The organism is Nocardioides sp. TRM66260-LWL (genome assembly GCF_020075545.1).
Lineage (GTDB): Bacteria > Actinomycetota > Actinomycetes > Propionibacteriales > Nocardioidaceae > Nocardioides.
The window spans coordinates 317,675-343,586 of sequence record NZ_JAIQZK010000002.1 but is presented as its reverse complement, the minus strand read 5'-3'; the positions used below and the strand labels follow the sequence as shown (position 1 = coordinate 343,586).

The window sequence follows — 25,912 nt, the reverse complement described above, 5'->3', positions numbered from 1 at the left end:
TCAGCGCTGGAAGGTGACGGGCAGGTCGAGGACGGCGCCGAGCAGCAGCGGCCATCCGGGGCCGATCACCGGGTGGGCGGCGGTGATGAGGGCGGACGGGTCGACGCCGGTGGCCTGGCAGCAGGCCTGGAGCGCGACCGACGTCGAGGGCCGCTGGTGCAGCAGCCGGTGCAGATGGTCGACGAGGTCGCGGAACGCGACGTTGCGGGTCGGGAGGAACTCCCAGACCGTCGGGTAGAAGCCGGACGGGTAGCCGAGCGTCGCCAACCGGGCGTGCATCTGCAGCGACGCCGTGGCGCGCGAGGCCGTCGCCCAGGCGCCGGCCACCTGCGGCTGGCCGTCGGGCGAGGGCCAGCTGAACGGCGTGTGGCCCATCATCTTCGCGCCCTGCCACAGCAGGTTGGACAGGTCGAAGGGGGTGAGCGGGGCGGTGACGCGTCCGCGCAGCATCCGCATCAGCGCCACGAGCTCCTCGTGCGGGTCGCGCACCTTCTGCCCGGCCGAGGCGCTGAACTCGGCGCTCGTGACCAGCGTCTTCACCACCGGACGCAGGTCGGTGCCGCTGGCGAGGTACACGGCGGCCAGCCGGTCGACGAGCGCCGCCGGCGGCTGGTCGGCGACGAAGCGCACCGCGAGGCGGGTGGCGATGCGCCGCGCGGTCGCGGGGTGCGAGGCGAGGTAGCGCAGCAGCCGGGTCAGCGCGGGGCGGCCGTCGGCGGAGGCGTTGGCGTCGGAGAAGCCGAGCACCGTCACCGGCTGGGTGTCGTGGGCGTCGGTGACGTACTGCAGCTGGCCCGTCGGGTCGACGAGGAAGCCGGTGAGGAGCCGCGCGACGGCCTTGACGTCGTCCTCGCCGAAGGCCCCGACGCCGACGGTGTGCAGCTCGAGCAGCTCGCGGGCGAGGTTCTCGTTGGGGTGGTCCTTCCGCGACCCGTTGGCGTTGAGGTACATCAGCATCGCCGGGTGGACGGTCGAGGCCACGAGCAGGTCGTCGAAGCGGCCGAGCGCCTTCGAGCGGATCAGGTCGCCGTAGCCGGCGCGGAAGGGGAAGGAGAACTCGGCGGTCACCGGCACGTGCAGGTGGTTCTCGAGCACGTCGGTGACGGCCTCGAGCACGGGACGCGGCGAGGTGATGCGCCGGGCCAGGGTGCGGTTGACGTAGTCGCCCATCACGTCGATCGCGCGGCGGGTGCCGGTCTGGGCGCGGTTCCAGACGTCGGCGGGGGAGCGGCGCAGGTCGGGCCACCAGTCGCCCACGGCCGCCGCGGCGGCGTCGTAGGGCGCGGCGAGCTGGGCGTCCAGCCAGGGCGCGGGGCCGCCGGCGGCGGCCACGGCGGCCACCGAGGCGGGGGTCGCGCCGTACGCGAAGCGGTTCAGCAGGTGCACGACCGGCCCGGAGCCGATCGGGGTCGTCGGGTACGAGCCGGGCGTGTAGTCGACGGTCAGACGGGCTGCCGTGCTGCGGCGGGGGATCCGACGCAGGGTCGGCTGAGCGGTCGCTCGGGGGCTCATGGTGCTCCTCGGATGGGGGTGCCCGACGTCACGCAGACGACGTCGGACGGGGGGTGGTGCGGTGCCGCGGGTGCGGCGAGGAGGGGAGGGAGGTCTGTGAGATCCGGGGGGCAGATCTCACAGACCGGTCATGACGCCCACGGCCTGGGGAGCGAAGCCGGGGAACACGGTGGCGGTCGAGGCGGTCGTGCGGGTGGCGACGACCTCGGCGAGGACGGATCGGTAGTCGGTGGTGACGGGCAGGTCGGAGTCGAGGTTGCCGGCGAGGCCGGGCCACCGCCCGTAGTAGCGCCCTCCCTTCACTCCGGCGCCGGCGAGGAACATCACATTGCCCCACCCGTGGTCGGTGCCGCCAGAGCCGTTCTCGACGACGCGACGCCCGAACTCGCTGATCGTGACCAGGGTCACGCGCGCGGCGTCCGGTCCGAGGTCGGCGAAGAAGGCCGCGATGGCGCCGGCCAGCTCCGCGGTGTTGTCGACCATCGCGCCGGAGGCGACGCCGCCGGCGCTGACGTGCATGTCCCAGTCGCCCTGGTCGATCGTGATCACCTGCGCGCCGACGTTCCCGCGGATGGTGCGCGAGACCTCGGCCATCGCGCGGCCCAGGTCGGTGGCCGGGAAGTCGTCGCGCCGGTCGGCCGCGGCGCGGGCGGGGCCCAGCTCGGACACCGCGGTCATCGCCGAGCGCACGGCCGTGCCCATCGGGCCGCCCTTCGAGCGCCACTGCATCGCCATCGCCCGACGTCGCTGGTGGGTGGGGTCCCACTTGTCGTCGCCGGCGATGACGGCGTCGTCGAGCCGGTTGAACGACATGCTCGGCGCGGGACCGTAGAGCGCGCTCGGCAGGTCGCCGATCGCGATCGCCCGCAGCGGGTCGACGTCGGTGCCGAGCACCCGGTTGAGCCAGCCCGTGCGGCTGCTGGTGCCCGGGGAGGCGTCCTCGATCTCCTCCATCGCGGCGAAGTGGCTGCGGTTGGCCACCGGCAGGCCGGTGGCGTGGACGGCGGCGACCTGACCGGCCTGCCACATCGGCAGCAGCGGGGCGAGCGCCGGGTGCAGGCCGAACATCTCGTCCGGCGCCAGGAGGCTGGCCTTGGGGATCGCCAGCGTCGGCCGGGCGGTGTAGTACGTCGCGTCGCCGTGCGGCACGACGAGGGCGAGGCCGTCGGCCCCGCCGCGCAGCGACAGCACGACGACGACGTTGTCGCCGCCGCCGACCGCGGCCGCCGAGGGCGAGGCGATGCCGACGACCGCCGAGCCGACGGTGAAGGAGACGCCGGCCGCGCCGAGGCCCTGCAGGACGCGCCGGCGCGAGAGCCCGCCGGTCGGGCAGTCGCAGGCCGCCTCGGGGGCGGCGGAGGCGGCGAGCTCGACGGGGTCGACGGGGGAGCCGGGGATGGGGGTGGAGGAGGTCATGGCGGTCACCGCTCGTAGTGGTTCGGGTGGTCGAGGAGGGCGCCGAGCAGGCGGGGGAAGCCCCACTGCACCAGCGGGTGGTCCTTCGTGATGACGGTCTCGGGGGCGAGGTTCGTGGCCACGCAGCAGCTGCGCAGCAGGCCCTCGGTCGACGGGCGGCCGTGGATCGTCCGGGAGAGGTGGTCGACCAGCACCCGCAGGCTCACCCGCGGCCGGGGCAGCCACTGCTGCGGGGTGCGCCAGACGATGTCCTCGCCGGGCCACCAGCCGCCGGCGACCTGCCAGTGGAACTCCATGGACGCCAGCGCGCGCAGCGGCGTCGCCCACGACTGCGCGTCGGTCGGGCGGCCGTCGGGCCGCGGCCACTCCATCGGGCCGAGGCCGACGTTCTTGGCCTGCCACAGCATCTGGTTGGCGGCGCTGCTGTCGATCCGCGGGGGCTTGATGGTCGCGCCGAGCGCGCGGTAGGTCGCCACGACGTCCGCGCTGGGCTCGCGCAGCTTGCGGCCCGCCGAGCCGAGGAACTCCGGCGAGGAGATCAGCGCCCGCAGCACGGGGACGATGGCGGTGTCGTTGGCCAGGTAGACCGCCGCGAGCCGCGCCACCAGCGCCTCGGACGGGGTGTCGCTGACGAAGTGCTGGGCCAGCTTGCGGGCGATCCGCTCGGCGGTCGCCGGGTGGTGGGCCAGGTAGGAGAGCAGCCGACGCGTGAGGTCCTGGCCGTCGGTGGCGGCGTTCGCGTCGGCGAAGCCCATCACCTGCACGGGGCCGGTCCAGTGGTCGCGCGGGGAGTAGTAGGCGTTCCAGGTCTTCCACTGGTCGACGCGCCAGCCGGTGAGGATGCGGGCGGCGGCCTTGACGTCGTCCTCGCCGTAGGTGCCGATGCCGACGGTGTGCAGCTCGAGCAGCTCGCGGCCGAGGTTCTCGTTCGGGTGCGCCTTGGTGGAGATCGCGTTGCCCAGGAACAGCAGCATCGCCGGGTGCAGGACGGCGGCCTGGAGCAGGTCCTCGAACGTCCCCAGGGCCCGCTGGCGGATCTCCTCGCCGTAGGGCACCCGCCAGAAGGCGACGTTGTCGGCGCCGAGCGGCACGTGGAAGTGGCTCTCCCAGAACTCCGTCATCACCTCGAGCACCTGCCGGCGGGTGACGATGCGGCGGGCCAGCAGGCGGCGGCCGTAGTTCGCCATGACCGCCCAGCTGCCCTCGGTGCCCGCCTGCTGCCGCTGCCAGATGGTGGCGGCGTCGTAGTGCTGGTTGGGCCACCAGTCGGCCTCGGCGGCCAGGCCGTCGGGGTCGTCGTAGGCGGTCGCGATCTGCTTCTCCCACCAGGCGCGGGCGCCGCCGGCGCGCAACACCTCGGAGGCGAGCGTGGGGGTCAGGCCGAAGGAGAAGCGGCTGACGAGCACGCGGGCGCTCGTCGAGAGGATCGGGGTCGCGGGGTAGCGAGCCGGGGCGTAGCGGGACACAGGGCACCGTCCGGGGGGATGGGGGCACGTCGGGGGGCGAGTCACCGGCCGGGGGAGGCCTGGGGTTGGTGGCTCGACGGAGCACTCGGCACGCCGACGGGGGTACCTGAGCGGCCGGGGGACGCCGGTGCCGCCGTGGCCGCGATGGTGACCGGTCGGACCCGTGACCGGCCCGTTCGGGCCATGCCGCCGTCCGCCGATCGGATGACGGCGTTCCGCGTGCGCGGGGTGGCTCCGGTCACTACCGTGCTCGCTGGCCGTCCGCCCCGGACGCGCTCCGCCCTCCCGAGGAGACCCCGTGACCGAGTACGCCCCGTCCTACGCCGCGCCCGTCCCGGGCCACGGCCAGCCCGGCAAGATCCGCTCCACCGGGATCTGCATCCTGCTGACCGTCGTGACCCTCGGCATCTACCCGATCGTCTGGTACTACCAGGTGCACGACGAGATGAAGCGCCACACCGGCCAGGGCGTCGGCGGCGGCATCGCGCTGATCCTGGCGTTCTTCGTGGGCATCGTGATGCCCTACCTGACCTCCTCCGAGGTCGGCGGCCTCTACGAGCGCGCCGGCCGCGAGAAGCGCGTCTCCGGCGCCACCGGCCTGTGGTACTTCCCGGGCATCTTCCTGTTCTTCATCGGCCCGATCGTGTGGTTCGTCAAGACCAACGGCGCGCTCAACGAGTACTGGCGCTCGGTGGGCGTGCAGGGCTGAGCCCTCCGCTCCACCTCGCGCGCGACGGCGCCCGGACCTCCACGGTCCGGGCGCCGTCGGCGTCTCGCCGCCAGGATCCCGGGTCAGAGGTCCCAGAGCCGCCGGCCGGACGGGACGAGGTCGAGGTCGTGGTCGGCGCCGATGCGCGCGACGCTGGTCATCAGCTCGGTGATCCGCCGGGTCAGCTCGGCGTCGTCGCCGCCGCTGCCGTGGAAGGCGTGCGGGTCGGTGAGCCCGGCGGTCGGGAAGAGCTCCTCGACGATCGCGTCGGGCCGCTCGTCGGCGCCTCCGGCGGCGGCCTCGGCCACCGGGCCGAGCACGATGTTCTGCACGTAGCCCGAGGTCGCCTGGGTGCGGATCGCGATCGGCGTGTGCTCGACGAGCCAGCGGTGCCGCCACGTGGCCTCGTCCAGCTCGGCCGGACGCCGCAGCACCGCGACGTTGGCCAGCGCGTCGGCCCGCTCGCCGGCGTAGGTCTCGGGCGGGTCGAGCCGCCGGCGCTCGTCGACGTGCCAGCCGGTCGCTGCCCGGACGCGCTCGGCGAGCAGCGCGTGGGCCGCCGCGTGGTCGGTCGCTGCCCACAGCGACGCGACGCCGGTGATCGGCCCGGCCGGATGATCGCCGGCCGCCAGCCGCAGGCCCGCGGCGACCGGCTCGTCGTCGAGGTTCAGCTGCAGCCGTCGCACCCCGAGCGCGGCCAGCGCGGACCGCAGGTCGTCGGCCAGCAGGGCCTCGGCGTCCGCGCCGCGCAGCAGGTGGACGGTCTTCGGCGTGCCCGCGGGGAGCCAGGTGGTCATGGCCGGACGGTAGTGACCGGCGTCACGTCCCGGGCGGGGCGTTCGTCAGGTGGGCGGAGCCTCGTGCGGGCGGTCTCAGAGCACCGAGCGGTAGACCTCGACGGTGCGGGCGGCGATGGCGTCCCAGCCGAACGCCTCGACCGCGCGGGCGCGTCCGGCCCGGCCCATCGTGGCGGCCCGCTCGGGATCGGCGAGAAGCTCCGTGAGCGCGGCGGCGAAGTCGGCGACGTAGCGGTCGGGGTCCAGCGGGGTGCCGGTGCCGTCGTCGGCCTGCTCGATCGGCACCAGCAGGCCGGTCTCGTCCGGCACGACGACCTCGGGGATGCCGCCGGTCGCGGTGGCCACGACGGCGGTCTCGCAGGCCATCGCCTCGAGGTTCACGATGCCCAGCGGCTCGTAGATCGAGGGGCAGGCGAAGACCGTGGCCTGGGTGAGCAGCGCGACGACGTCGGCCCGCGGCAGCATCTCGCCGATCCACACGACGCCCTCGCCGCCCGGACGGGTCGCGCGCAGGTCGGCGACCAGGCCCTCGACCTCCGCGGCGATCTCGGCGGTGTCGGGGGCGCCGGCGCACAGCACGATCTGCACGTCGGGCGGCAGGGCCGCGCAGGCCCGCAGGAACAGCGGCAGGCCCTTCTGCCGGGTGATCCGGCCGACGAAGACCACCGAGGGACGGTCGGGATCGACGCCGAGGGCGCGCACCCGGTCGGGGGCGGCGGTGGGCGTCCACAGGCCGGTGTCGATGCCGTTGTGCACGGTGTGCACGCGCTCGGGGTCGACGGCCGGGTAGCTGCGCAGGACGTCCTCGCGCATGGCGGCCGACACCGCGATCACCGCCGCGGCGCCCTCGTAGGCCGTGCGCTCGACCCAGGAGGAGAGCCGGTAGCCGCCGCCCAGCTGCTCGGCCTTCCAGGGCCGCAGCGGCTCGAGCGAGTGGGCGGTGACCACGTGCGGTGCGTCGTGCAGCAGCCCCGCGAGGTGGCCCGCGTGGTTGGCGTACCAGGTGTGGGAGTGCACGACGTCGGCCCCGGCGCAGGCCTCGGCGATCGCGAGGTCGACGGCCATCGTCCGCAGCGCGGGGTTGGCGCCGGCCAGCGGGTCGGCGCCTGCGGGCTCGGCGTAGGAGGCGGTGCCCGGCTCGTCGCGCGGGGCGCCGAAGGCGTGGACGCGGGTCTCGAGGTCGGCGTCGCCCCCCGAGCCGTCCGAGCCGATGCGGCGCAACGCCCGGACCAGCTCGGCCACGTGCACCCCCGCCCCGCCGTAGATCTCGGGCGGGTACTCCTTGGTGAGGACGTCGACGCGCACGCCGCGACGCTACCGGCTCGCGGCGCCGACGTGACCTGGGGCACTACGTTGAGGCCATGACGAGCATGGTCGCCCGCAAGAAGGTCCTCGCCATCGTGCTGGCCGGAGGCGAGGGCAAGCGGCTGATGCCGCTCACCGCCGACCGCGCCAAGCCCGCCGTCCCGTTCGCCGGGGCGTACCGCCTGATCGACTTCGCGCTCTCCAACGTCGTCAACTCCGGCTGCCTGCAGGTCGTCGTGCTGACGCAGTACAAGTCGCACAGCCTCGACCGGCACGTCACCCAGACGTGGCGGATGTCCTCGATGCTGGGCAACTACGTGACCCCGGTGCCGGCGCAGCAGCGGGTCGGCAAGCACTGGTACCTCGGCAGCGCCGACGCGATCTACCAGTCGCTCAACCTGATCCGCGACGAGCAGCCCGACATCGTCGTCGTGGTCGGCGCCGACCACGTCTACCGCATGGACTTCTCCCAGATGATCGCCCAGCACGTCGAGAGCGGCGCGGCGTGCACGGTGGCCGCGATCCGGCAGCCGATCGCGCTGGCGAGCCAGTTCGGCGTCATCGACGTCGTCCCCGACGAGCCCTCGCGCATCCGCGAGTTCCTGGAGAAGCCGACCGACCCCGTCGGGCTGCCGCACAGCCCCGGCGAGGTGCTGGCCTCGATGGGCAACTACGTCTTCGACGCCGACGCCCTGGTCGAGGCGGTCACCCGTGACGCCGACACCACCGGCTCCGCGCACGACATGGGCGGCGACATCGTCCCGTCGTTCGTGCGCCGCTCGCAGGCCGCGGTCTACGACTACCAGGACAACGTCGTGCCCGGCGCGACCGCGCGCGACCAGGGCTACTGGCGCGACGTCGGCACCATGCGCTCCTACTACGACGCGCACATGGACGTCGTCTCGCCGCTGCCGGTCTTCAACCTCTACAACTTCGACTGGCCGATCTACACCAGCTACGGCCCGCAGCCGCCCTCGAAGGTCGTGCAGGGCGCGGACGGCTCCCCGGCGCGCACCGAGGACGCCCTGCTCTCGCCCGGCACGGTCATCACCGGCGGCTCGGTGAGCCGCTCGGTGCTCAGCCCGGCGGTGTGGGTCGAGACCGGCGCGCAGGTGAGCGACTCGATCCTGCTCAACGGCGTGCGGGTCGGCGAGGGCGCGATCGTGCGCAACGCGATCCTCGACAAGAACGTCGTCGTGCCGCCCGGCGCGCGGATCGGCGTCGACGTCGAGGAGGACCTCGCGCGCGGCCTCGTCGTCCAGGACGGCCTCACGGTGCTCGGCAAGGACCAGCGCCTCCCGGCCTGACGTCGGGCGGCGGCACCAGGGCCTCGGCAGGCTCGACCACCATGTCCGCGCGTCCGCAGGTCCAGACCGGCCTCGACACGGGCCCCCGCCGGGGCGACGGTGGGCCCGTGCAGACGACGACGCTGGGCGAGCCCGTGCCGGCCACCGTCACGACGCCGCCGGGCGCGCGTCGTCGGCTGGTCGGCGCGGCGCTGGCCGTCCTGCTGGCGGTCGCCGGCTGGGGTGGCTGGGTCTGGAGCCACCCGCGCCTGCTGCCGGATCTGGCCGGGACCGTCGCGCTGTCGGCGCCCACGGCGTCCGGCGGCTCACTGGCGACGACGATGGTGTACCCGACCGGCGACCGCGAGACGCTGGTCCTCGAGAGCCTGCGACCCGTGCTCGACGAGCCCGAGGCGCCCGGTGTCGGCGTCGCCTTCGCGATCTGCCACCGGCTGCCGGACGAGGACCCGCCCGGCGCGGCACGTGATGCTGCCGAGCACTGCCGCGATCTCGAGCCGGTCCACCTCCCCATGCGCTTCGTCCGCGGCCCCGACGACCTCCTCGTCCTGACCCTGACGGCGAGCCGTCCGGGCCAGGTGCACGTGACGGGCGTCGACGTCGGCTACCGGCGATCCGCGGCGCATCTGTGGCAGCGCGGCGTCCAGCGGGTCCGGGTGGACGCCGTGCTCACGGTGCCGGGATGACCCCGGCGGCCCGCGCGACCTCGGCGTAGGCGGCCGCGAGGGTGTCGACGGTCTCGTGCGCGTTGAGCCCGCTGGGGTTCGGCACGACCCAGAGCTCGGCGCCGCCGAGGGTCTCGTCCTGCCGCCCCATCACCGCCTTCGGACGCTCGAACGCGATGCGGTAGGCGGTGATGCCCGCCATCGCCACCACGCGCGGGCGCAGGCGTGCCACCCGCTCCTCGAGCGCGCGGCCGCCGTCGCGCTGCTCGGCGACCGTCAGCTCCGACGCCCTCGCGGTGGCCCGCGGCACCAGGTTGCTGATGCCGATGCCCCGACCGCGCAGATGGGCGCGGTCGTCGTCGTCCATGCCGGTGGGGGAGATCGGGCGCTCGATCACGCCGCCGCGCAGCAGCGCCGGGTAGAAGCGGTTGCCCGGGTGGGCGAAGTGGGTGCCGGTGGCGGCGGTCCACAGGCCCGGGTTGATGCCGACGAACAGGAGGCGCAGCGGCGGGTCGTCCGGGCCGGGCACCAGGTCGGGCACGACGGCGTCGCGGTACGCCTCGAGCTCGGCGCGGGTGAACGTGCGGGCCGAGGATCGCGGACGGGCTCGCTCGGGGGTTCGGCGGGACGGCTGCTCGGGCACGTCCCGAGCCTGCCATCCTGGCCCCATGACTGCTCCTGTCGCCCTGGTCACCGGCGCCTCGTCCGGCATCGGCGAGCACACCGCCCTGCGGCTCAAGGCCGCCGGCTTCGAGGTCTACGGCGTCGCCCGCCGGGTCGAGCGGATGACGCCGCTGGCCGAGCGCGGCGTGCACGTCTTCGGCATGGACCTCACCGACGAGGAGTCGATGAGCGCCGGCGTCGAGCGCATCCTGCGCGAGCAGGGACGGCTGGACGTCCTGGTGAACAACGCCGGCTACGGCGCGTACGGCGCGGTCGAGGAGGTGCCGATCGAGGAGGCCCGGCGCCAGTTCGAGGTCAACCTCTTCGGCCTCGCGCGGCTGACCCAGCTCGTGCTGCCGACGATGCGCGCCCAGGGCAGCGGCCGGGTGATCAACGTGTCGTCGATCGGCGCGGTCATCTACGAGCCGTTCGGCGCCTGGTACCACGCGACGAAGTTCGCCGTCGACGGCTTCTCCGACAGCCTGCGCGTCGAGCTGCGGCGCTTCGGCGTCGACGTCGTGCTGGTGCGGCCGGGCACGATCCGCACCGAGTGGAACGAGATCGCCCGGACGAGCCTGGTAGAGACCAGCAGCGGCGGCCCCTACGACCGCTCGGCCCGCAAGGCCGCCCGCACGTTGGCGTTCTTTGACCGGCCGGCCTTCTCCAGCGGGCCGGAGGCGGTCGCGTCGGTCATCGAGAGGGCCGCCACGGCGCGTCGTCCCCGCACCCGCTACGCGGCCGGACGCGGCGGGCTGGTCATGCCGGCCTCGCGCCGGCTGATGCCCGACCGCGCCTTCGACGCGGTCATCGGGCGGCTGTTCACCTGACGCCGCGCGTCAGGCGAGGCCGGCGGCGCGCTCCAGGGCGACGACCTCGGCGTCGAGGTGGCCCAGCAGCCGCTGCAGCCGCGGGACGGTGCGCCGGCACCCGGTGAGCCCGAAGCTCAGCTGGCCGTCGTAGCTGGTGCAGGTGATGTTCAGCGCCATGCCGTGGATCGGGATCGACAGCGGGTAGGTGCCCACGAGCCGTGCGCCGTTCCAGTAGTGGGTGGTGCGCGGGCCCGGCACGTTGCTGATGATCAGGTTGTAGGGCGGTCGGACGACGCCCTGCATCCGCAGCGCCGGGGTGATGATCGCGGGCGCCTGACCGAGCGCGCTCATCGCCAGGATCTGCACCGGCGTCATCGTCGAGAGCGCCTCCTTGCCGTCGGCCATCGAGGTGTGGATGGCGCTCAGCCGCTCGGCCGCGTCGCGGCGCTCGGTGGCCATCTGCACCATCACCGCGCCGACCGCGTTGCCGCCCTCGGCCGAGGCCACCTGCGACTGCTTGGCGTTGAGGCCCACCGGCACCATCGCCACCATCGACTCCTGCGGCAGCGCGTCGAGCTCCTCGAGGTAGGCGCGCACCGCGCCGCTGCACATGGCCAGGACGACGTCGTTGATCGTCGTGCCGGTGGCCTTGCCGATGGCGCGCAGGCGCTCGATCGGCCAGTCGTCGGCCGCGAACCGGCGGGCGCCGGTGATGCGCTGGTTGAACAGGGTGCGGGGTGCGCGCAGCGAGACCGCGGACGTCTCGTTGCGCGCCGCCCGCCGCAGGGTGCGCACGAGCGCGGACGGCAGGCCGGCGGCGTCGGCGCTCAGGCTCAGTGCGGTGCGGAACGCCTCCACGGGCAGGCCGGCGATGCTGCGGCCGTCGTCGGAGGCCGGCAGCGGCGAGCGCCGCGGCGGACGGTAGGCCCACGGCGCCGGCATCCCGCGCCGCTCGGGGTCGGTGGACAGCACGCTCTGCAGCAGCCGCATCGCGCTGACGCCGTCGACCAGCGAGTGGTGCACCTTGGTGTAGAGGGCCACCTTGCCGTCGGCGAGACCCTCGATCACGTGCGCCTCCCACAGCGGCCGGTCCCACGCCATCCGGGTGGAGTGCAGCCGCGAGCAGAGGTCGAAGAGCTCGCGGTAGCGGCCCGGCGCGGGCAGCGCGGAGTGGCGTACGTGGTGCTCGACGTCGAACTGCTCGTCCGGCTGCCACATCAGGCGGCCGCCGGTGCGCACCGAGCGGTGCGGGTGCTTGAGGAACAGCGGCGCGACGTCGCTGTTGCCCAGCATCGCCAGGTACATCTCGCGGATGTAGTCGGGCCCCGCGCCCTCAGGCCGCTCGAAGAGCTGCAGACCGCCCACGTGCATCGGCATGCTGCGGTTCTCAGCCAGGAGGAAGGCCGAGGCGGTGGGGTCGATCGTCGGGAGCACGGGGAGCCTCTCGTGAGGGAGTGACGGCCGACACATTGGAGCACGCGCGGCAACGGTCGCCGTCGTCGGTCCGGGTGGCGGCGCGGGCCGATCATCGTGCACAGCGACCCCGCGGACGGCCCGTTCCCCAGATGAGGATCGACGGGCTCCGTCCGCGGTCGGGCCTCCCTAGCGTCGGAGGCGTCCCGGCGAGGTGCCGGGACCAGATCGGACGCCTCGCGTCCCCGTCTCTCGGGAGTCACCCATGCAGCACGTCCCCTCCGCCCCCGTCCCGGCCGTCCCGGCCGAGCCCGCCGCGCCGGCCCGGCCGGTCGCCCTCCCTCCGCGGCGGCGCCTGCGGCTGGTCGCCGCGGGCGGCCTGCTCGCGGGCACCTGCCTCACCGGCGCCCTGGTCGCGGGCCTGCCGGGCGACGCCGCGGCCCGCACCGGGCAGGCCGTCCAGACGATCGCGCCGACCGCCCGGGTCGTCGGCCCCGCCGGCTCGACGATCGAGCGCGTCGGCGGCGACGCCGAGAACGGCTTCGACATCCACTACTACGACGGCACGGTCACCTACCCGCCCACCACCTCCGAGGCGGTCGCCGAGTGCCTGGAGTACGACACGTATCCCGGCCGGGTGAAGTGCAAGGCGCAGGTGCTCACCTGGTATCGCGACCTCGGCGAGATGAAGAAGGCGCTCTACTGGGCCCGTCGCCTGGGCTCCTGACCCGCCTCGGCGGCCGATCCGCGTCCGCGCCGGTGGCGGCGGGCTAGGGTCCAGGCGTGCCCGAGGTCCCTGGTCCGCTCGAGCTCGAGCGGCGCCTCGAGGCCGCCTGGGCCCGCTCCCGCTCGTCCCTGCGTGCCCGGATCGCGCGGCTGGTCTCGCTGCGCTGGGCGGTAGTGCAGTGCGCGGTCGCGGCCGGCACGGCCTGGTTCGTGGCGCGTCACCTGCTGGGCCATCCGCTGCCGTTCTTCGCGCCGATCGCGGCCGTCGTCAGCCTGGGCACGTCCTACGGCCAGCGGCTGCGTCGGGTCGCGGAGGTCACCGCGGGGGTGGCGCTCGGCGTGCTGGTCGGCGACCTCCTGGTCTCCTGGCTCGGGGCCGGTGCGTGGCAGCTCGGGCTGATCGTCGGGCTCGCCATGGCGGTGGCCCTGCTGATGGACGCCGGCACGCTGTTCGTCAACCAGGCCGCGGTGCAGTCGATCTTCGTGGTCGCGCTCGTGCCGGGGGCCAGCGGGGCGTTCACCCGCTGGACCGACGCCCTGGTCGGCGGTGCGATCGCCCTGGTCGCCGCCACCGTCGTCCCGGCGGCGCCGCTGCGCCGGCCCCGTGAGCAGGCGGCGGTCGTCGTGCGCACCGTGGCCCGGCTCCTGCGCGGAGCGGCGGACGTCCTCGACGACGGCGACATCGAGCGGGGCCTGGACCTGCTCGCCCGGGCCCGCTCCACCGACGTGCTGATCCGGCGGCTGCAGGCCGCGGCCGACGAGGGCATGGCCGTGGTGTCGTCCTCGCCGTTCCGGGTGCGCCACCGCCCGACGATCCGCCGCATGGCCGACCTGGTCGGGCCCCTCGACCGCGCCCTGCGCAGCACCCGGGTGCTGGTGCGTCAGGTGGCGGTGGCGGCCTACCACCGGCGGCCCGTGCCGTCGTCCTACGTCGTCCTGCTGCGCGAGCTGGCCGACGCGGTCGACGGCGTGGTGGAGGAGCTCGAGGCCGACCGGATGCCTGTGGCGGCCCGCGAGGCGCTGCTGCGGGTGGGCGCGGCCACCGGCCAGGTGGAGCGCTCGGAGGAGATGACCGCCGAGGTGGTGCTCGCCCAGCTGCGCTCGGTGGTCGTCGACCTACTCGTGCTCACCGGCATGGGCCAGCTGGAGTCCACCGACGCGCTGCCGCCCCCGCCGCGCTGAGCGCCACGGGGCGGGTCAGAGGCTGGCGCGCAGCTCGCGGACGACGGCGTCCACGACCGCCACGAGATCGCCATCGGTGGCCGCCGCGACCGCCCGCTGCCGCTGGTAGGAGGCGCCGCGGGCGACCAGCTGCTCCACCGAGGCCAGCTCGGCGGCGCAGCCGAGCCGTGCCGCGACCGGCTCGAGGCGCACGAGCAGCTCGGCGAGGTCGTCGGTGACCAGCCGCTCGGCGTTGTGGGCATCCTGCACCACGATCGCGTCGAGGCCGTAGCGCGCGGCGCGCCACTTGTTCTCCTGCACGTGCCAGGGCGGCAGCACCGTCGGGGTGCGTCCGGCGGCGAGCTCCTCGTCGAGGTGCACCACGAGGCAGTGCACGAGCGCGACGAGGGCGGCGAGGTCGTCGAGCCGCGAGACGCCGTCGCACACACGGTTCTCGAGGGTGCCGAGGTGGGCGGCGGGCCGGATGTCCCACCGGATCTCGTTGAGCTCGTCGATCACGCCGGTGGTGAGCTGGTCGCCGGCGAAGTGCTCGTACTCGGCCCACGACCCGAACTGGAAGGGCAGACCCGCGGTCGGCAGCTGCTGGAACATCAGCGCGCGGTTGGACGCGTAGCCGGTGTCGACCCCCGACCACATCGGGGAGGAGGCCGAGAGGGCCTGGAGGTGCGGATGGTAGGTGAGCAGGGCCGAGAGCAGGGGCATCACCCGCTCGCGCTCGGGCACTCCGACGTGCACGTGGACGCCCCAGATCAGCATCTGGCGTCCCCACCACTGCGTGCGGTTGATCAGCTCCTCGTAGCGGACGCCGTCGCTGAGCTGCTGGGTCGTCCAGGACGCGAAGGGATGCGTCCCGCCGCCGAACAGGTCCAGCCCGAGCTCGTCGGCGGCCGGGAGCACCGCCTCCAGGGTGCCGCGCAGGTCGTCCATCGCGCTCGGCACGTCGTCGCACACGCCGGTGACCAGCTCGACGGTGTTGCGCAGCAGCTCCTTGTGCAGCCGGCCGGGGTCGGGCATGCGGGCCTTCGCGCGCATGAACAGGTGGGCCGCCTCGTTGCGCAGGTCGCGCGTGCGGCGGTCGACGAGCGCGAGCTCCCACTCGACGCCCAGGGTGGGGCGGGGGGAGCCCCGGAACTCGATGCGCACGCGGGTAGAGAACCACATCGGGGGAGGGGGTCGGGTGGTCTTCGTGCCACCCTGGCGCCGTGCTGGAGCCGAAGGAGGTCAACCTCACCATCGATCTGTGCCTGCGCATCGGGGAGGTGCTGCTCTCCTCGGGCGCCGGCGCGGCGGACGTCACCGCGAGCATGCAGGTCGTCGCCCGGCATCTGGGCCTGCGCAACCCCGACCTCGACGTCACCTTCACCCACCTCTCGATGAGCTGGCAGGCCAGCCCCGAGGACCAGCCGGTCACCCACTCCCGGCTGATCACCCGCCGGGAGATCGACTACGCCGACCTCACCGCCGTCGACCACCTGGTGCGCGACCTGCTCGCCGACCGGGTCGACCTCCGGGAGGCCCGGGCCCGGCTGGCGCGCCTGGTCTCCTCCGGGCACCGGACGCCGCGCTGGCAGGTCACGATCGCCTGGGGGGTGATGAGCGCCGGCGTCGCCACGCAGCTGGGCGGGGCGCCCCTCGTCGTCCTGCTGGCCTTCGTGGCGGCGATCGCGATCGACCGGCTCCAGCAGCTCATGGCCCGACGTCGCCTGCCGGCGTTCTACCGGCAGGTGGCCGGTGGGGCGATCGCCACCGTCATCGCGGTCGCGGCGGCCGCGGCGCACCTGCCGGTCGACACGTCCCTGGTCGTCACCGCCAACATCGTCATGCTGCTGGCCGGGGTCGGGTTCATGGGCGCCATCCAGGACGCGCTGACGGGCTTCTACGTCACCGCGGGGGCCCGCATCACCGAGGCGCTCCTCGCCACCGCCGGCATCATCGCGGGCATCTCGGGCGGGCTGTCGGTGGCGCGGGTGGTGGGGGTCGACGTCGGACGGTTCGACCCGGCGGCGGTCGGGCTGAAGTCGTTGGGCCTGATGGCCTTCGGCGGCGCGGTCTGCGCGGCCGCCTTCGGGTTCGCCACCTACGCGCCCCATCGCGCGCTGGCGCCGATCGGGCTCGTGGCGGCCACCGCGATGGTCATCTCCCAGTCGATCGCCGCCCAGCGCGTCGGCGGACCGTGGTCGGTCGCGCTCGCCGCGCTCGTCGTCGGCATGGTCAGCTGGTCGGTGTCCGGACGACTGCGCGTCCCGCCGCTGGTGATCGTCGTCCCGGCCGTCGTCCCGCTGCTGCCCGGACTGTCGATCTACCGCGGGCTCGCGCTGCTCTCCGACGACGCCGCGATCCCCTCCGAGGGCCTGCTCGAGATGGTCACCGCCGCGTCCATCGCGATCGCCTTGGCCTCCGGCGTGATCCTCGGCGAATACATCGCGCAGCCGCTCAAGCGGGAGGCCCGACGTCTGGAGTCGCGGCTGGCCGGCCCGCGGCTGGTGGGTCCGCTGCGCGGGCCGCGGCGCCGCCCGCGCCGCACCGGTCGTCCCGACCTCCCGGGCTCGTCAGCGGGGGAGGTCCGCGAGGCGTCCGAGCCAGGCTGAGGCGGTGCCGTCGAAGGGCGCGCTGCCGGCGCGGACGGCGCCGAGCAGCCAGGCCGCGGCCTCCTCGGCCGCCGCCACCACCTCCGCGGGATAGCCGAGCGCGACGCGGTGCTCGGCGAACTCGTCCTCGTCGTCGAGCAGCACCGTGCCGTCGCTGCGCCTGATGACGTCGAGGTCGAGGTCGACCGACCGCAGCGTCGAGCCGTCGGGGTCCCAGACGGCCGGCGTCGCGACGTCGACGTAGGTGTCGACCCAGAGGCCCGGGGCGTGGAAGGTCGCCAGCCACCAGCCGTCGCGTGGGACCAGCGTGACCGCGTCGACCTCGGCGTCGTAGGCGAGCCCGGGCCGCTCGTGGTGGGCTCCCGCGGGGAAGCCCAGCCAGGTGCCGTGGGCGTCCTCGCCGAGCACGATCCCGTCGAAGCTCCAGTGCGGCAGGTCGCCCCACTTGGTCATGCGCACGAACGCCGGCCTCCCCATGCCCACGACCCTAGGGTGCGGTGCGGGGAGGCCGGCGCAGGTGCCGGACGCGCTGCGTCGTCGCGGCGACTCAGACGATCTTGGCCGGGAGGGTCCGCTTGGAGACCTTGGCGACGACGTCCTGGTAGCGGGCGCCGGTGAGCTTGGCGAAGGTGTGCAGGGCGTGGGCGTCGAGGCCGACGAGCACGCGCGGCTGGTTCTTCTCGATGCCGCGCACGATGATCTCGGCGGCCCGCTCGGGGGTCATGCGGGCGAGCTTCTTGTCGAACAGGCGCGCGGTGGCCTCCTTGTTCTCCTTGGCCGACACGCGGGCGTTGCGGGCGATCGCGGTCTTGATGCCGCCCGGGTGCACCGAGGTGACGCCCACGGGGTGGCCGGCGATGAGCATCTCCTCGCGGATGGCCTCGGTCATGCCGCGCACGGCGTACTTCGAGGCGTTGTACATCGACTGGCCGGGGATGGAGAGCAGCCCGAAGAGGGAGGAGAGGTTGACCAGGTGGCCCTCGCCGGAGGCGATCAGGTGCGGCAGGAACGCCTTGGTGCCGTGGACGACGCCCCAGAAGTTGATGCCGATGATCCAGTCGATGTCCTCGTAGGCCAGGTCGGTGAAGTCGCCGGCCAGGGCGACGCCGGCGTTGTTGACCACGACGTTGACCCGGCCGAACTGCTCGGCCACGGCGTCGGCGTAGGCGGTCATGGCCTCGCGGTCGGCGACGTCGAGGCGGTCCGAGCGCACCTCCTTGGCGCCGGCGGCCTTGGCGAGGTCGACGGTCTCGGCCAGGCCGGCCTCGTTCACGTCCGAGAGCGCGAGGATCGAGCCCTTCGCCGCGAGGTTGAGGGCGAGCGCGCGGCCGATGCCGGAGCCGGCGCCGGTGATGACGACGACCTTGTCGGCGAGGTTCTTCATGCGAGGGGCTCCTGGGAGAGTCGAGGCGGTGGGGCGGGCGGATCCGAGGACGGGCGACCGCACTCGACGGTAGTGGCGCTATTGAAAATCCGTCAATAGGATCGGGGCGTGACGCTCCCGACCCGCACCCGCCTCACCCCCGAGCAGCGCCGAGCGCAGCTGCTCGACCTCGGCGTGCGCCTGCTGGCCACCCGCTCCCTCGAGGAGCTGAGCATCGACGTGCTCGCCGAGGAGGCCGGCATCTCCCGCGGGCTGCTCTACCACTACTTCGGCAACAAGCACGACTTCCACCGAGCCGTCGTGCGGCATGCCGCCGACGACCTCATCGCCCAGACCAGCCCGCCCGTCGACGGCGACCCGCTGCGTCGCCTGGCCGTCTCGATCGCCGCGTACGTCGACTACGTCGACGCCAACTACGAGGGCTACCTCTCGCTGGTCAAGGGCGCGGCCGGCGGCGACGAGCACCTGCGCGAGATCTACGACGAGGTGCGCGCCGCCCTCACCGACCGGGTCTTCCGCACCGACGCCGAGGGCGTGCTCGTGCCCGACACCCCGGCGACCCGGGTGCTGGTCAACGGCTGGGCCGCGCTCGCCGAGGAGGTGGCGCTGCTGTGGAAGGCCGATCCCGCGAGCGCGCTGAGCCGCGACCAGGTCGTCGTCCTGATCTCCGACGCGCTGCCGGCGCTCATCGCCACCGTCGTCGAGCTGCCGTTCCCCGCCGGCTCGGTGGCCGGGCTGGTCGAGGGCGGGGTCTGAGGGTCGCTCAGCGCAGGTTTCCCCGGATATCCGGGGAAACCTGCACTCCGTGACGCGCACGGCACCTCCCTCGGGGCCGCGAGGTGCCGTACGCGTCACGGAGTCGCCGTGGAACGGACTCAGGACGTCGTGGTCGGTGCCGTCAGGTCGTACAGCGTCACCCCGTCGACGGTGGTGGCGGCGAACGTCGACTCCACCCACGACGTGATCTGGGATGACGTGCTCGCGCCGTCCTGCCCGCCGCCGGGCCCGCCGCCGGGGCCGCCGCCGGCGATGAACCAGTGCGCCCGGCCCGCGGCCACCAGCGCCTGGAACTGCGCGAGCGTCGGGCTCGGGTCGCTGCCGTTGAAGCCGCCGATCGGCATCACCGACCGCTCCGTCGCCAACTGGTAGCCGGCGGCCGACTGCGAGCCGACGGCGGCGGCCACCCACGTGTAGGAGTCGGCGTCCTCGGTGAGCAGGTCGGTGAGCTCCGCGCTGGGCGTGGCGGCGTCGAGCAGCCCGCCCATCCCGCCGCCCTGCGTCTGACCCTGCGTCTGACCCTGCGCCTGGCCCTGCGCCTGACCCGGGAGCTGGCCGGCGGGAGGCGGGCCGCCGGGCGGCGTCCCCCCGGGCCCACCCATCCCGGGTCCGCCCATTCCTCCGGGCCCGCCCCTCGGACCGCCGGCGCGGTCGGCGGAGACGGGGCCGGCGGTCGGGATCGACCCGGTGTGCGGGGTGGCGGCCGTCGAGATCGCGTAGGCGGTGGGCGCGGCGAGGCCGACCAGGATCGTCGCGACGCCGACGGCGAGCGCGGCGCGTCGCGGCAGCAGCCCGGCCAGGGCGATCGCGCCGGCTAGGGCGAGCCCGAGCAGGAGCACGGGCCAGCGCAGCCAGCCGTAGGCGTCGACGCGGCCGAGCAGCACGAACGCCCACGCGGCCGTGAAGGCGGCCGCGGTGCCGAGGGTCAGCGCGCCGAGGGTCGAGCGACGGTGCTCCCAGGCCGCCCAGGCGCCGACGCCGACGAGAGCGCCGATCGCGGGGGCCAGCGCCACCGTGTAGTACGCGTGGAAGATGCCGGCCATCAGGCTGAACGTCAGCCCGGTCACCAGCAGCCACCCCAGCCAGACGACCAGGGCCGCCTGCACCCGCGGACGGGCGGCGTGCCGTCGCGTCAGGAGCAGCGCGGCCGCTCCGAGGACGAGCGCGGCCGGCAGCAGCCAGGCCACCTGTCCGCCGATCTCGTCGTTCACCAGCCGCAGGAGGCCGGTCTGGCCCCAGCGCCCGCCCGTGCCGCCCCCGCCGCCGACAGAGCCGGTCTCCTCGCCGTTGAGCCGGCCGAGGCCGTTGTAGCCGAGCGTGAGCTCGAGGATCGAGTCGTGCTGCGACCCGCCGATGTACGGCCGTGACGCCGCCGGCCAGAGCTCGACGACCGCCACCCACCAGCCGCCCGCCGCCACCATGGCGGCCAGGCCGAGCAGCAGGTGGCCGATCCGGCGCAGCACCGGCACGCCGGCGAGCAGCAGGTAGGCCAGGCCGAGCGCGGGCAGCACCAGGAAGGCCTGGAGCATCTTGGCCAGGAACGCCAGGCCGACCAGGGCGCCGGCCAGCGCGATCCACCGGGCCGGACGTCCGGCGGCGTCGAGCTCGGATCGGCTGGCCTCGACGGCGCGCTGCACGGCGTACGCGGAGCCGATCAGCAGCAGCACGAGCATCGCGTCGGGGTTGTCGAAGCGGAACATCAGCACCGCGACGGGCGTCGTCGCCAGCACGGCGCCGGCGAGGAGCGCGGGCCAGGCGGCGCCGGTGGCGCGACGCACGCAGGCGTGGAGCGTCGCCACGGCGGCGACGCCCTCGAGCGCCTGCGGCACCAGGATGCTCCACGAGCTGAGCCCGAACAGCCGCACGGACAGGCCCATCGGCCACAGCGCGAGCGGCGTCTTGTCGACCGTGATGGAGCCGGCGGCGTCCGAGGCGCCGAAGAAGAAGGCCTTCCACGACTCTGAGCCGGCCTGCGCGGCCGCGGCGTAGAAGGCGTTGCCCCACCCGGACGCGCCGAGCCCGACCAGGTAGAGCGCGGCGGTGGCCAGCAGCAGGGCGACGAGGCCGAGGTGCTCGCCGTCGACCCCGAGGGAGCGGGATCGACGGCGAGGCGCGTCAGGGGAGGGGCCCGGCGCGGAGCCGGGACGGTCAGCGGGGCCCGAGCGAGCGGGCGGGGACTCGACGGTGGTCATGACGAGCACCCTCGACCGGCCCGCTGGGCCCCCGGTCGACGTCGGCTGTCGGGCGGCTGTGAGCCGTCCCCGGCCGTCCCGGGTCGCTCGCAGCCGACGCCGGCAGGGCGGACCTCAGCCCGCGACCACCGCGGCCACCTGGTCGAGGCCCCAGGCGAGGTCGTCGGCGGAGATCACCAGCGGCGGGGCGAGGCGCAGCGTCGAGCCGTGGGTGTCCTTGGCCAGCACGCCGCGGGCCAGCAGGCGCTCGCACACCTCGCGGCCGGTGCCGACGGCGGGGTCGACGTCGAGCCCGGCCCACAGGCCGCGGCTGCGGAACCCGACCAGGCCGTGGCCGACGAGCGCGTCGAGCCGGTCGGCCAGCAGCACGCCCAGCTCGGCGGCCCGCGCCTGGTGCTCGCCGGTCGCGAGCATCCGGACGACCTCCAGGCCGACGGCGCAGGCCAGCGGGTTGCCGCCGAACGTCGAGCCGTGCTGGCCGGGCCTCAGGACCCCGAGGACGTCGCGATCGGCCACGACCGCCGAGACCGGCACCACCCCGGCGCCGAGCGCCTTGCCGAGCACGTAGACGTCGGGCACGACGTCCTCGTGGTCGCAGGCGAAGGTGCGGCCGGTGCGCCCGAGCCCGGCCTGGATCTCGTCGGCGATCAGCAGCACGTCGGCCGCCGTGCAGAGCTCCCGCAGACCGCGCAGGTAGCCGGTCGGCGGGATGACGACGCCGCCCTCGCCCTGGATCGGCTCGACGAGCACGGCGACGGTGTTCGTCGGGTCGGCCTCGATCGCGGCGCGCACGGCGTCGAGGTCGCCGTAGGGCACCATCGCGAAGCCCGGGGCGAAGGGGCCGAAGCCGTCGCGGGCGTCGGGGTCGTCGGAGAACCCGACGATGGTGGTGGTGCGTCCGTGGAAGTTGCCGCCGGCCACCACGATGCGGGCCCGGTCGGGGGCGGCGCCCTTGACCTCGTAGCCCCACTTGCGGGCCACCTTGATCGCCGTCTCGACGGCCTCCGCGCCGGTGTTCATCGGCAGCACGAGGTCCTTGCCGCACAGGTCGGCCAGCGCGGTGGTGAAGTCGGCGAAGCGGTCGTGCACGAACGCGCGGCTGGTCAGGGTCAGGCGATCGAGCTGCTCGTGGGCCACGCGCAGCAGGCCGGGGTGGGCGTGGCCGAAGTTCAGCGCGCTGTAGCCGGCCAGCAGGTCGAGGTGACGTCGACCGTCGACGTCGGTGACCCAGGCGCCCGACGCGTGCTCGATCACCACCGGCAGCGGGTGGTAGTTGTGCGCGGTGCGCGCCTCGGCCCGGGCGAGCTCGCCGGCGGTGCGGCCGGAGCTGTCGATGCGGGTGCGCTCGTCGATGACGGTCATGGCGGCCTCCGTTCGTCCGATTGCCAGATTGTCGGACAATCTGATGCCACGGTAACAGGCGGCCGGCGGCCGCGTCAGGCCTGCGGCAGGCGGACCTCGATCGCGGTGTCGCCGGGCGCCGAGCGCAGGGACACGGTGCCCCCGTGGGAGGCGACGATCGCCTGCACCAGCGCCAGGCCGAGCCCCACGCCGCCCTGGCGCGTGCGTGCGGCGTCCCCGCGCGCGAACCGCTCGAAGGCGTGCTCGACGAGGTCCGGCGGGAACCCCGGACCGTCGTCGTGCACCGTGAGGCCGCCCGGACGCACCCGCACCGTGATCGTCGATCCCTCCGGCGTGTACTTGCGCGCGTTGGTGAGCAGGTTGGTGAGCACCTGGTGCAGGCGCAGCGGGTCGCCGACGACCGTCACCGGCTCGTGGCCGTCGGGGGAGCCGTCCGCGGCGCCGGGCAGGTCCAGCCGCCACCGGTGCCCGGGGGCCAGCACCCGCGCGTCGGCGACCGCCTCCACGCACAGCCGGGTCAGGTCGACGGCCTCGCGCTCGAGCGGCCGGCCCGCGTCGAGCCGGGCCAGCAGCAGGAGGTCCTCGACGAGCGCGGTCATCCGGCCCGCCTCCTCCTCGACCTTGCCGAGCGCGACGCCGGCCATCGCCGCGTCGTCGGGACGCCGTCGCGCGAGCTCGGTGTACCCGGCGATGGTCGCCAGCGGGGTGCGCAGCTCGTGGGAGGCGTCGGCGACGAACTGCCGCACCTGCTGCTCGCTGCGGTGCCGGGCCTCGAGCGAGCCCGCGACGTGGTCGAGCAGGGTGTTGAGGGCCGCGCCCACCTGCCCCACCTCGGAGCGCTCGTCGGCCAGCCGCGCGGGCACCCGCTCGTCGAGCGCGATCTCGCCGTCGGCCAGGGGCAGCGCCGCCACCGCGTGCGCGGTGCGGGCGACCTCGCGCAGGGGCCGCAGCTGCCGGCGCACGAGCGTCGCGGCGGCCGCCGCCGAGGCCAGCGCGGCCACCAGGCCGAGGACGACCACCGCACGCACGACGCCGGCGACGACGTCGTCGACGTCGGCCGTCGGCAGCCCGGCGGCCGCGGCGCCGTCGCGGGTGACGGCCACGACGTAGCCGCCCAGGCCGGGCAGCCGGACCCGGTGCGCGCGGCCGTCGGCGGGCACGTCCGCCAGGAGCGCGAGCGCCGCGGCGTCCAGGCTGCGGCGCACCGCGGTGCCGTCCGACCCCTGGAGGGTGGCGAAGCCCTGCCAGCCGACGCCCGGCACGCGCAGCGCCGTGAGGCTCCCGACGGCGTCGCCGGGGCCGATCCGGTCGCCGCGCCGCCCGTCGCCGTCGGCGTCCTGCGGCGACGGCGACGCCGGGGAGCCGGGGCCGCCGGGGTCGAGCACGGCCGCGGGCGGGATGCGGCGCACCCGCTCCAGCGACGTCGCGACGTCGCGGTCGAGCTGGTCGGTGAGGTACTGGCGCACCGCGAGGGTCGTCAGCACCCCCACCAGCGTGGTCGCGAGGACGGCCAGCAGCGCCGTGGTCAGCACCAGGCGCGCCGTGAGGGTCGTGGGGGGACGCACCGGACGCATCGGGCGGCTCAGCCGGCCGGCTTCAGGACGTACCCGGCGCCGCGCATGGTGTGGATCATCGGCTCGCGGCCGGCGTCGACCTTCTTGCGCAGGTAGGAGATGTAGAGCTCGACGACGTTGGCCTGCCCGCCGAAGTCGTAGTTCCACACGCGGTCGAGGATCTGCGCCTTGCTCAGCACGCGTCGCGGGTTGCGCATGAGGTAGCGCAGCAGCTCGAACTCGGTGGCCGTCAGGCTGATCTCCTCGCCTGCGCGGAAGACCTCGTGGCTGTCCTCGTCCAGGGTCAGGTCGCCGACGGCGAGCACGCTCGAGGCGGCCTGCTGCTGGGCGCCGGCGCGCCGCATGAGGCCCCGCAGACGGGCGACGACCTCCTCCAGGGAGAACGGCTTGGTCACGTAGTCGTCGCCGCCCGCGGTGAGGCCGGCGATGCGGTCCTCCACGGCGTCCTTCGCGGTGAGGAAGACGACCGGCAGGTCGGGGTCGCTGCCGCGCATGCGGCGCAGCACCTCCAGCCCGTCGAAGTCGGGGAGCATCATGTCGAGCACCACCGCGTCGGGACGGAAGTCCTTCGCGGCCTGCACCGCCTTCGAGCCGGTGTGCGCGAGCTCGACCTGCCAGCCCTCGTAGCGCAGCGCCATGCCGATCAGCTCGGCGATGTTGAGCTCGTCGTCGACGACCAGGACGCGCAGCGGGGAGCCGTCGGGGCGGGTGAGGTCCATGGCCGCACCCTCCCGCAGGAGTCTGTGAGTCCGCTGTGACGGCGCTCGGTGCGTGCGGTGGGGTCGGCGATGTCGGGCGCCGGGACGCGTCATCGGCGCCGCCGGCATCCGCGAGATCGCCGATATCATCGACGTCGGAAGGGGGACCCATGGATGACGGTCTGACGGTGCAGCAGCTCCGACGCCGCGCGGGTCTGACCCAGCGCCAGCTCGCCGAGCTGTCCGGGGTGTCCCAGCCGAACATCGCCGCGTACGAGACCGGCAGACGCCGGCCGTCGCCGAGGATGCTCGCCCGGCTCGACGAGGCCGCCCGGCCGCGACCCTCGCGCGTGCTCGACCGGCATCGAGGTGACGTCCGGAGGATCGCGGCCCTGCACCGAGCACTCGACGTGCAGGTCTTCGGCTCGGTGGCCCGAGGCGAGGATCGCCCGGGCAGCGACCTGGACCTGCTGGTCACGTTCGCTCCCGACGCCTCGCTGTTCGACCAGGCAGCCCTCGTCGAGTCGCTGGAGGACCTCCTGGGCGTCCGGGTCGACGTGGTGAGCGTCGCCGGGCTGCGCCCGGGGCACGAGCGGATCAGGGCGGAGGCGCGTCCGCTGTGAGCGGACCGCAGGACGCCGCCGTCGACGAGGGCGCCCGGCGCGTGCTGGAGGACTTCCTCGGGTTCGCGTCCATGGCCGACCGGCTGGTCGCCCGTGGCCGGGAGGCCTACGACGGCGACGAGATGCTGCGTCTCGCCGCCGAGGCGATCGTCGTGCGCATCGGCGAGGCGGTGTCGAGGCTCGGGGACGAGGTCGTCGAGCGACACCCGCGGGTGCGCTGGCGTCCGATGCGCGGGATGCGGAACCTCGTCGCCCACGAGTACGGCGCGGTCGATCACGGGATCCTCTGGAACGCCCTCGAGCGCGATCTGCCTCGCGAGGCCGCCGAGATCCGGAGGATCCTCGCCGCGCGCTGACGTCGCTCAGCCCGGTCCACGGCCGGCCACAGGCCGGTGACAGCCGCCGTGCCGAGGCTGGGCTCATGACGAGCGCCGAGACCCGCAGTCCCCGATCGACCACGCCGCGTCCCTGGGGCTGGCGCAGCGCAGCCCTGGTCTCGGTCGCCGGCGTCGCGCTGGGCGGAGGCGGCGCCGCGGCGCTCGCCGCGGCGAGCCCGGACGACTCCGGCCGCGGCCCGGGTCCCGGGGGGATGCGCGGACCGGGCGGCCTGCGAGGTCCGGGCCAGCAGCCCGGCCGGCAGTCGTCCGCCGACCGGCCCGGCGACGCGGCGACGGTGCCGTCCGCGGCCCTGCCCGCCGCCGGACGCCGGACGACGCTGGTCGTGCCCTGGACGCGCTGACCCGCCCC

25 protein-coding genes are annotated in these 25,912 nt (G+C 74.7%); 11 read left to right on the top strand and 14 right to left on the bottom strand.

Annotated features, from left to right (window positions below):
* The 3 genes from K8Z61_RS08110 to K8Z61_RS08100 all read right to left on the bottom strand — a co-directional run bounded on the left by K8Z61_RS08110 (position 1) and on the right by K8Z61_RS08100 (position 4,394).
* On the bottom strand, positions 1 to 1,512 hold the full coding sequence (locus tag K8Z61_RS08110) for a DUF1800 domain-containing protein (RefSeq protein ID WP_224128277.1): 1,512 nt from the start codon (positions 1,510 to 1,512) through the stop codon (positions 1 to 3).
* Between the two features lie 117 nt (positions 1,513 to 1,629).
* The gene (locus K8Z61_RS08105; protein ID WP_224128275.1) at positions 1,630 to 2,928 is read right to left on the bottom strand and encodes a DUF1501 domain-containing protein; all 1,299 of its coding nucleotides are present in this window, start codon (positions 2,926 to 2,928) and stop codon (positions 1,630 to 1,632) included.
* Between the two features lie 5 nt (positions 2,929 to 2,933).
* Positions 2,934 to 4,394, bottom strand: coding sequence for a DUF1800 domain-containing protein (locus tag K8Z61_RS08100; protein WP_224128273.1), 1,461 nt, complete (start codon positions 4,392 to 4,394; stop codon positions 2,934 to 2,936).
* A 298-nt stretch (positions 4,395 to 4,692) separates the two neighbouring features.
* On the opposite strand from K8Z61_RS08100, the gene K8Z61_RS08095 reads away from it, so the two are divergent.
* Positions 4,693 to 5,103 (top strand): DUF4234 domain-containing protein, encoded by a 411-nt coding sequence (locus K8Z61_RS08095; RefSeq protein ID WP_224128271.1) that lies wholly within the window; start codon positions 4,693 to 4,695, stop codon positions 5,101 to 5,103.
* Positions 5,104 to 5,186: 83 nt separating this feature from the next.
* On the opposite strand, the gene K8Z61_RS08090 is transcribed toward K8Z61_RS08095, so the two are convergent.
* The gene (locus K8Z61_RS08090) at positions 5,187 to 5,900 is read right to left on the bottom strand and encodes an EthD domain-containing protein (protein WP_224128270.1); all 714 of its coding nucleotides are present in this window, start codon (positions 5,898 to 5,900) and stop codon (positions 5,187 to 5,189) included.
* 75 nt (positions 5,901 to 5,975) lie between these two features.
* Positions 5,976 to 7,205, bottom strand: a complete 1,230-nt coding sequence (gene glgA / locus K8Z61_RS08085; protein ID WP_224128268.1) for a glycogen synthase — start codon at positions 7,203 to 7,205, stop codon at positions 5,976 to 5,978.
* 65 nt (positions 7,206 to 7,270) lie between these two features.
* Here glgA and glgC point away from each other — a divergent pair, with 65 nt between their 5' ends.
* Positions 7,271 to 8,512 carry a glucose-1-phosphate adenylyltransferase gene (gene glgC / locus K8Z61_RS08080; RefSeq protein ID WP_224128772.1) on the top strand — a complete coding sequence of 414 codons (1,242 nt, stop codon included), beginning with the start codon at positions 7,271 to 7,273 and terminating at the stop codon, positions 8,510 to 8,512.
* 107 nt (positions 8,513 to 8,619) lie between these two features.
* The gene (locus tag K8Z61_RS08075; protein ID WP_224128266.1) at positions 8,620 to 9,195 is read left to right on the top strand and encodes a hypothetical protein; all 576 of its coding nucleotides are present in this window, start codon (positions 8,620 to 8,622) and stop codon (positions 9,193 to 9,195) included.
* On the opposite strand, the gene K8Z61_RS08070 is transcribed toward K8Z61_RS08075, so the two are convergent.
* Positions 9,179 to 9,817, bottom strand: a complete 639-nt coding sequence (locus tag K8Z61_RS08070; RefSeq protein ID WP_308116759.1) for a mismatch-specific DNA-glycosylase — start codon at positions 9,815 to 9,817, stop codon at positions 9,179 to 9,181. The genes K8Z61_RS08075 and K8Z61_RS08070 overlap by 17 nt on opposite strands.
* A 25-nt stretch (positions 9,818 to 9,842) precedes the next feature.
* On the opposite strand from K8Z61_RS08070, the gene K8Z61_RS08065 reads away from it, so the two are divergent.
* Positions 9,843 to 10,664 carry an oxidoreductase gene (locus tag K8Z61_RS08065; RefSeq protein ID WP_224128264.1) on the top strand — a complete coding sequence of 274 codons (822 nt, stop codon included), beginning with the start codon at positions 9,843 to 9,845 and terminating at the stop codon, positions 10,662 to 10,664.
* Between the two features lie 9 nt (positions 10,665 to 10,673).
* Here the strand turns inward: K8Z61_RS08065 and K8Z61_RS08060 are convergent, their stop codons facing one another.
* Entirely contained in the window at positions 10,674 to 12,080 is a 1,407-nt protein-coding gene (locus K8Z61_RS08060; RefSeq protein ID WP_224128262.1) for a wax ester/triacylglycerol synthase family O-acyltransferase, read from the bottom strand.
* 244 nt (positions 12,081 to 12,324) lie between these two features.
* Between K8Z61_RS08060 and K8Z61_RS08055 the strand changes: the two genes are divergently transcribed.
* Positions 12,325 to 12,786, top strand: coding sequence for a hypothetical protein (locus K8Z61_RS08055; protein WP_224128261.1), 462 nt, complete (start codon positions 12,325 to 12,327; stop codon positions 12,784 to 12,786).
* A gap of 56 nt (positions 12,787 to 12,842) precedes the next feature.
* The gene (locus K8Z61_RS08050; RefSeq protein ID WP_224128259.1) at positions 12,843 to 13,967 is read left to right on the top strand and encodes an aromatic acid exporter family protein; all 1,125 of its coding nucleotides are present in this window, start codon (positions 12,843 to 12,845) and stop codon (positions 13,965 to 13,967) included.
* Between the two features lie 15 nt (positions 13,968 to 13,982).
* Here the strand turns inward: K8Z61_RS08050 and K8Z61_RS08045 are convergent, their stop codons facing one another.
* The gene (locus K8Z61_RS08045) at positions 13,983 to 15,110 is read right to left on the bottom strand and encodes a glutamate--cysteine ligase (protein WP_308116758.1); all 1,128 of its coding nucleotides are present in this window, start codon (positions 15,108 to 15,110) and stop codon (positions 13,983 to 13,985) included.
* A 59-nt stretch (positions 15,111 to 15,169) separates the two neighbouring features.
* Here K8Z61_RS08045 and K8Z61_RS08040 point away from each other — a divergent pair, with 59 nt between their 5' ends.
* Positions 15,170 to 16,555 carry a threonine/serine exporter ThrE family protein gene (locus K8Z61_RS08040; protein WP_224128256.1) on the top strand — a complete coding sequence of 462 codons (1,386 nt, stop codon included), beginning with the start codon at positions 15,170 to 15,172 and terminating at the stop codon, positions 16,553 to 16,555.
* On the opposite strand, the gene K8Z61_RS08035 is transcribed toward K8Z61_RS08040, so the two are convergent.
* Positions 16,517 to 17,032, bottom strand: coding sequence for a DUF402 domain-containing protein (locus K8Z61_RS08035; protein ID WP_224128254.1), 516 nt, complete (start codon positions 17,030 to 17,032; stop codon positions 16,517 to 16,519). The genes K8Z61_RS08040 and K8Z61_RS08035 overlap by 39 nt on opposite strands.
* A 70-nt stretch (positions 17,033 to 17,102) precedes the next feature.
* Positions 17,103 to 17,939: an SDR family oxidoreductase gene (locus K8Z61_RS08030; RefSeq protein ID WP_224128252.1), complete on the bottom strand. Its 837-nt coding sequence runs from the start codon at positions 17,937 to 17,939 to the stop codon at positions 17,103 to 17,105.
* Positions 17,940 to 18,047: 108 nt separating this feature from the next.
* On the opposite strand from K8Z61_RS08030, the gene K8Z61_RS08025 reads away from it, so the two are divergent.
* Positions 18,048 to 18,695: a TetR/AcrR family transcriptional regulator gene (locus tag K8Z61_RS08025; RefSeq protein WP_224128251.1), complete on the top strand. Its 648-nt coding sequence runs from the start codon at positions 18,048 to 18,050 to the stop codon at positions 18,693 to 18,695.
* Between the two features lie 119 nt (positions 18,696 to 18,814).
* Here the strand turns inward: K8Z61_RS08025 and K8Z61_RS08020 are convergent, their stop codons facing one another.
* The 4 genes from K8Z61_RS08020 to K8Z61_RS08005 form a co-directional block, all read right to left on the bottom strand.
* Complete coding sequence (locus K8Z61_RS08020) at positions 18,815 to 20,908, bottom strand: glycosyltransferase family 39 protein (protein ID WP_224128250.1); 2,094 nt, start codon at positions 20,906 to 20,908, stop codon at positions 18,815 to 18,817.
* Between the two features lie 114 nt (positions 20,909 to 21,022).
* Positions 21,023 to 22,270, bottom strand: coding sequence for an ornithine--oxo-acid transaminase (rocD, locus tag K8Z61_RS08015; RefSeq protein WP_224128249.1), 1,248 nt, complete (start codon positions 22,268 to 22,270; stop codon positions 21,023 to 21,025).
* Positions 22,271 to 22,344: 74 nt separating this feature from the next.
* The gene (locus K8Z61_RS08010) at positions 22,345 to 23,844 is read right to left on the bottom strand and encodes a sensor histidine kinase (protein WP_407074475.1); all 1,500 of its coding nucleotides are present in this window, start codon (positions 23,842 to 23,844) and stop codon (positions 22,345 to 22,347) included.
* Positions 23,845 to 23,852: 8 nt separating this feature from the next.
* Complete coding sequence (locus K8Z61_RS08005) at positions 23,853 to 24,563, bottom strand: response regulator transcription factor (protein WP_224128247.1); 711 nt, start codon at positions 24,561 to 24,563, stop codon at positions 23,853 to 23,855.
* A gap of 149 nt (positions 24,564 to 24,712) precedes the next feature.
* On the opposite strand from K8Z61_RS08005, the gene K8Z61_RS08000 reads away from it, so the two are divergent.
* The 3 genes from K8Z61_RS08000 to K8Z61_RS07990 all read left to right on the top strand — a co-directional run bounded on the left by K8Z61_RS08000 (position 24,713) and on the right by K8Z61_RS07990 (position 25,904).
* On the top strand, positions 24,713 to 25,165 hold the full coding sequence (locus K8Z61_RS08000; RefSeq protein WP_224128246.1) for a helix-turn-helix domain-containing protein: 453 nt from the start codon (positions 24,713 to 24,715) through the stop codon (positions 25,163 to 25,165).
* Positions 25,162 to 25,521: a HepT-like ribonuclease domain-containing protein gene (locus K8Z61_RS07995; RefSeq protein ID WP_224128244.1), complete on the top strand. Its 360-nt coding sequence runs from the start codon at positions 25,162 to 25,164 to the stop codon at positions 25,519 to 25,521. The genes K8Z61_RS08000 and K8Z61_RS07995 overlap by 4 nt, the downstream gene beginning before the upstream one ends.
* A 65-nt stretch (positions 25,522 to 25,586) precedes the next feature.
* On the top strand, positions 25,587 to 25,904 hold the full coding sequence (locus K8Z61_RS07990) for a hypothetical protein (protein WP_224128242.1): 318 nt from the start codon (positions 25,587 to 25,589) through the stop codon (positions 25,902 to 25,904).
* Positions 25,905 to 25,912: the final 8 nt, after the last annotated feature.

What these genes read in the sequence shown, in the direction of transcription:
- K8Z61_RS08020 (WP_224128250.1), bottom strand. Translation starts at nt 20,908, where the DNA reads ATGACCACCGTCGAGTCCCCGCCCGCTCGCTCGGGCCCCGCTGACCGT.
- K8Z61_RS08110 (WP_224128277.1), bottom strand. Translation starts at nt 1,512, where the DNA reads ATGAGCCCCCGAGCGACCGCTCAGCCGACCCTGCGTCGGATCCCCCGC.
- K8Z61_RS08005 (WP_224128247.1), bottom strand. Translation starts at nt 24,563, where the DNA reads ATGGACCTCACCCGCCCCGACGGCTCCCCGCTGCGCGTCCTGGTCGTC.
- K8Z61_RS07990 (WP_224128242.1), top strand. Translation starts at nt 25,587, where the DNA reads ATGACGAGCGCCGAGACCCGCAGTCCCCGATCGACCACGCCGCGTCCC.
- K8Z61_RS08035 (WP_224128254.1), bottom strand. Translation starts at nt 17,032, where the DNA reads ATGGGGAGGCCGGCGTTCGTGCGCATGACCAAGTGGGGCGACCTGCCG.
- K8Z61_RS08105 (WP_224128275.1), bottom strand. Translation starts at nt 2,928, where the DNA reads ATGACCTCCTCCACCCCCATCCCCGGCTCCCCCGTCGACCCCGTCGAG.
- glgC (WP_224128772.1), top strand. Translation starts at nt 7,271, where the DNA reads ATGGTCGCCCGCAAGAAGGTCCTCGCCATCGTGCTGGCCGGAGGCGAG.
- K8Z61_RS08010 (WP_407074475.1), bottom strand. Translation starts at nt 23,844, where the DNA reads ATGCGTCCGGTGCGTCCCCCCACGACCCTCACGGCGCGCCTGGTGCTG.
- K8Z61_RS08065 (WP_224128264.1), top strand. Translation starts at nt 9,843, where the DNA reads ATGACTGCTCCTGTCGCCCTGGTCACCGGCGCCTCGTCCGGCATCGGC.
- rocD (WP_224128249.1), bottom strand. Translation starts at nt 22,270, where the DNA reads ATGACCGTCATCGACGAGCGCACCCGCATCGACAGCTCCGGCCGCACC.
- K8Z61_RS08000 (WP_224128246.1), top strand. Translation starts at nt 24,713, where the DNA reads ATGGATGACGGTCTGACGGTGCAGCAGCTCCGACGCCGCGCGGGTCTG.
- K8Z61_RS08030 (WP_224128252.1), bottom strand. Translation starts at nt 17,939, where the DNA reads ATGAAGAACCTCGCCGACAAGGTCGTCGTCATCACCGGCGCCGGCTCC.
- K8Z61_RS08090 (WP_224128270.1), bottom strand. Translation starts at nt 5,900, where the DNA reads ATGACCACCTGGCTCCCCGCGGGCACGCCGAAGACCGTCCACCTGCTG.
- K8Z61_RS08055 (WP_224128261.1), top strand. Translation starts at nt 12,325, where the DNA reads ATGCAGCACGTCCCCTCCGCCCCCGTCCCGGCCGTCCCGGCCGAGCCC.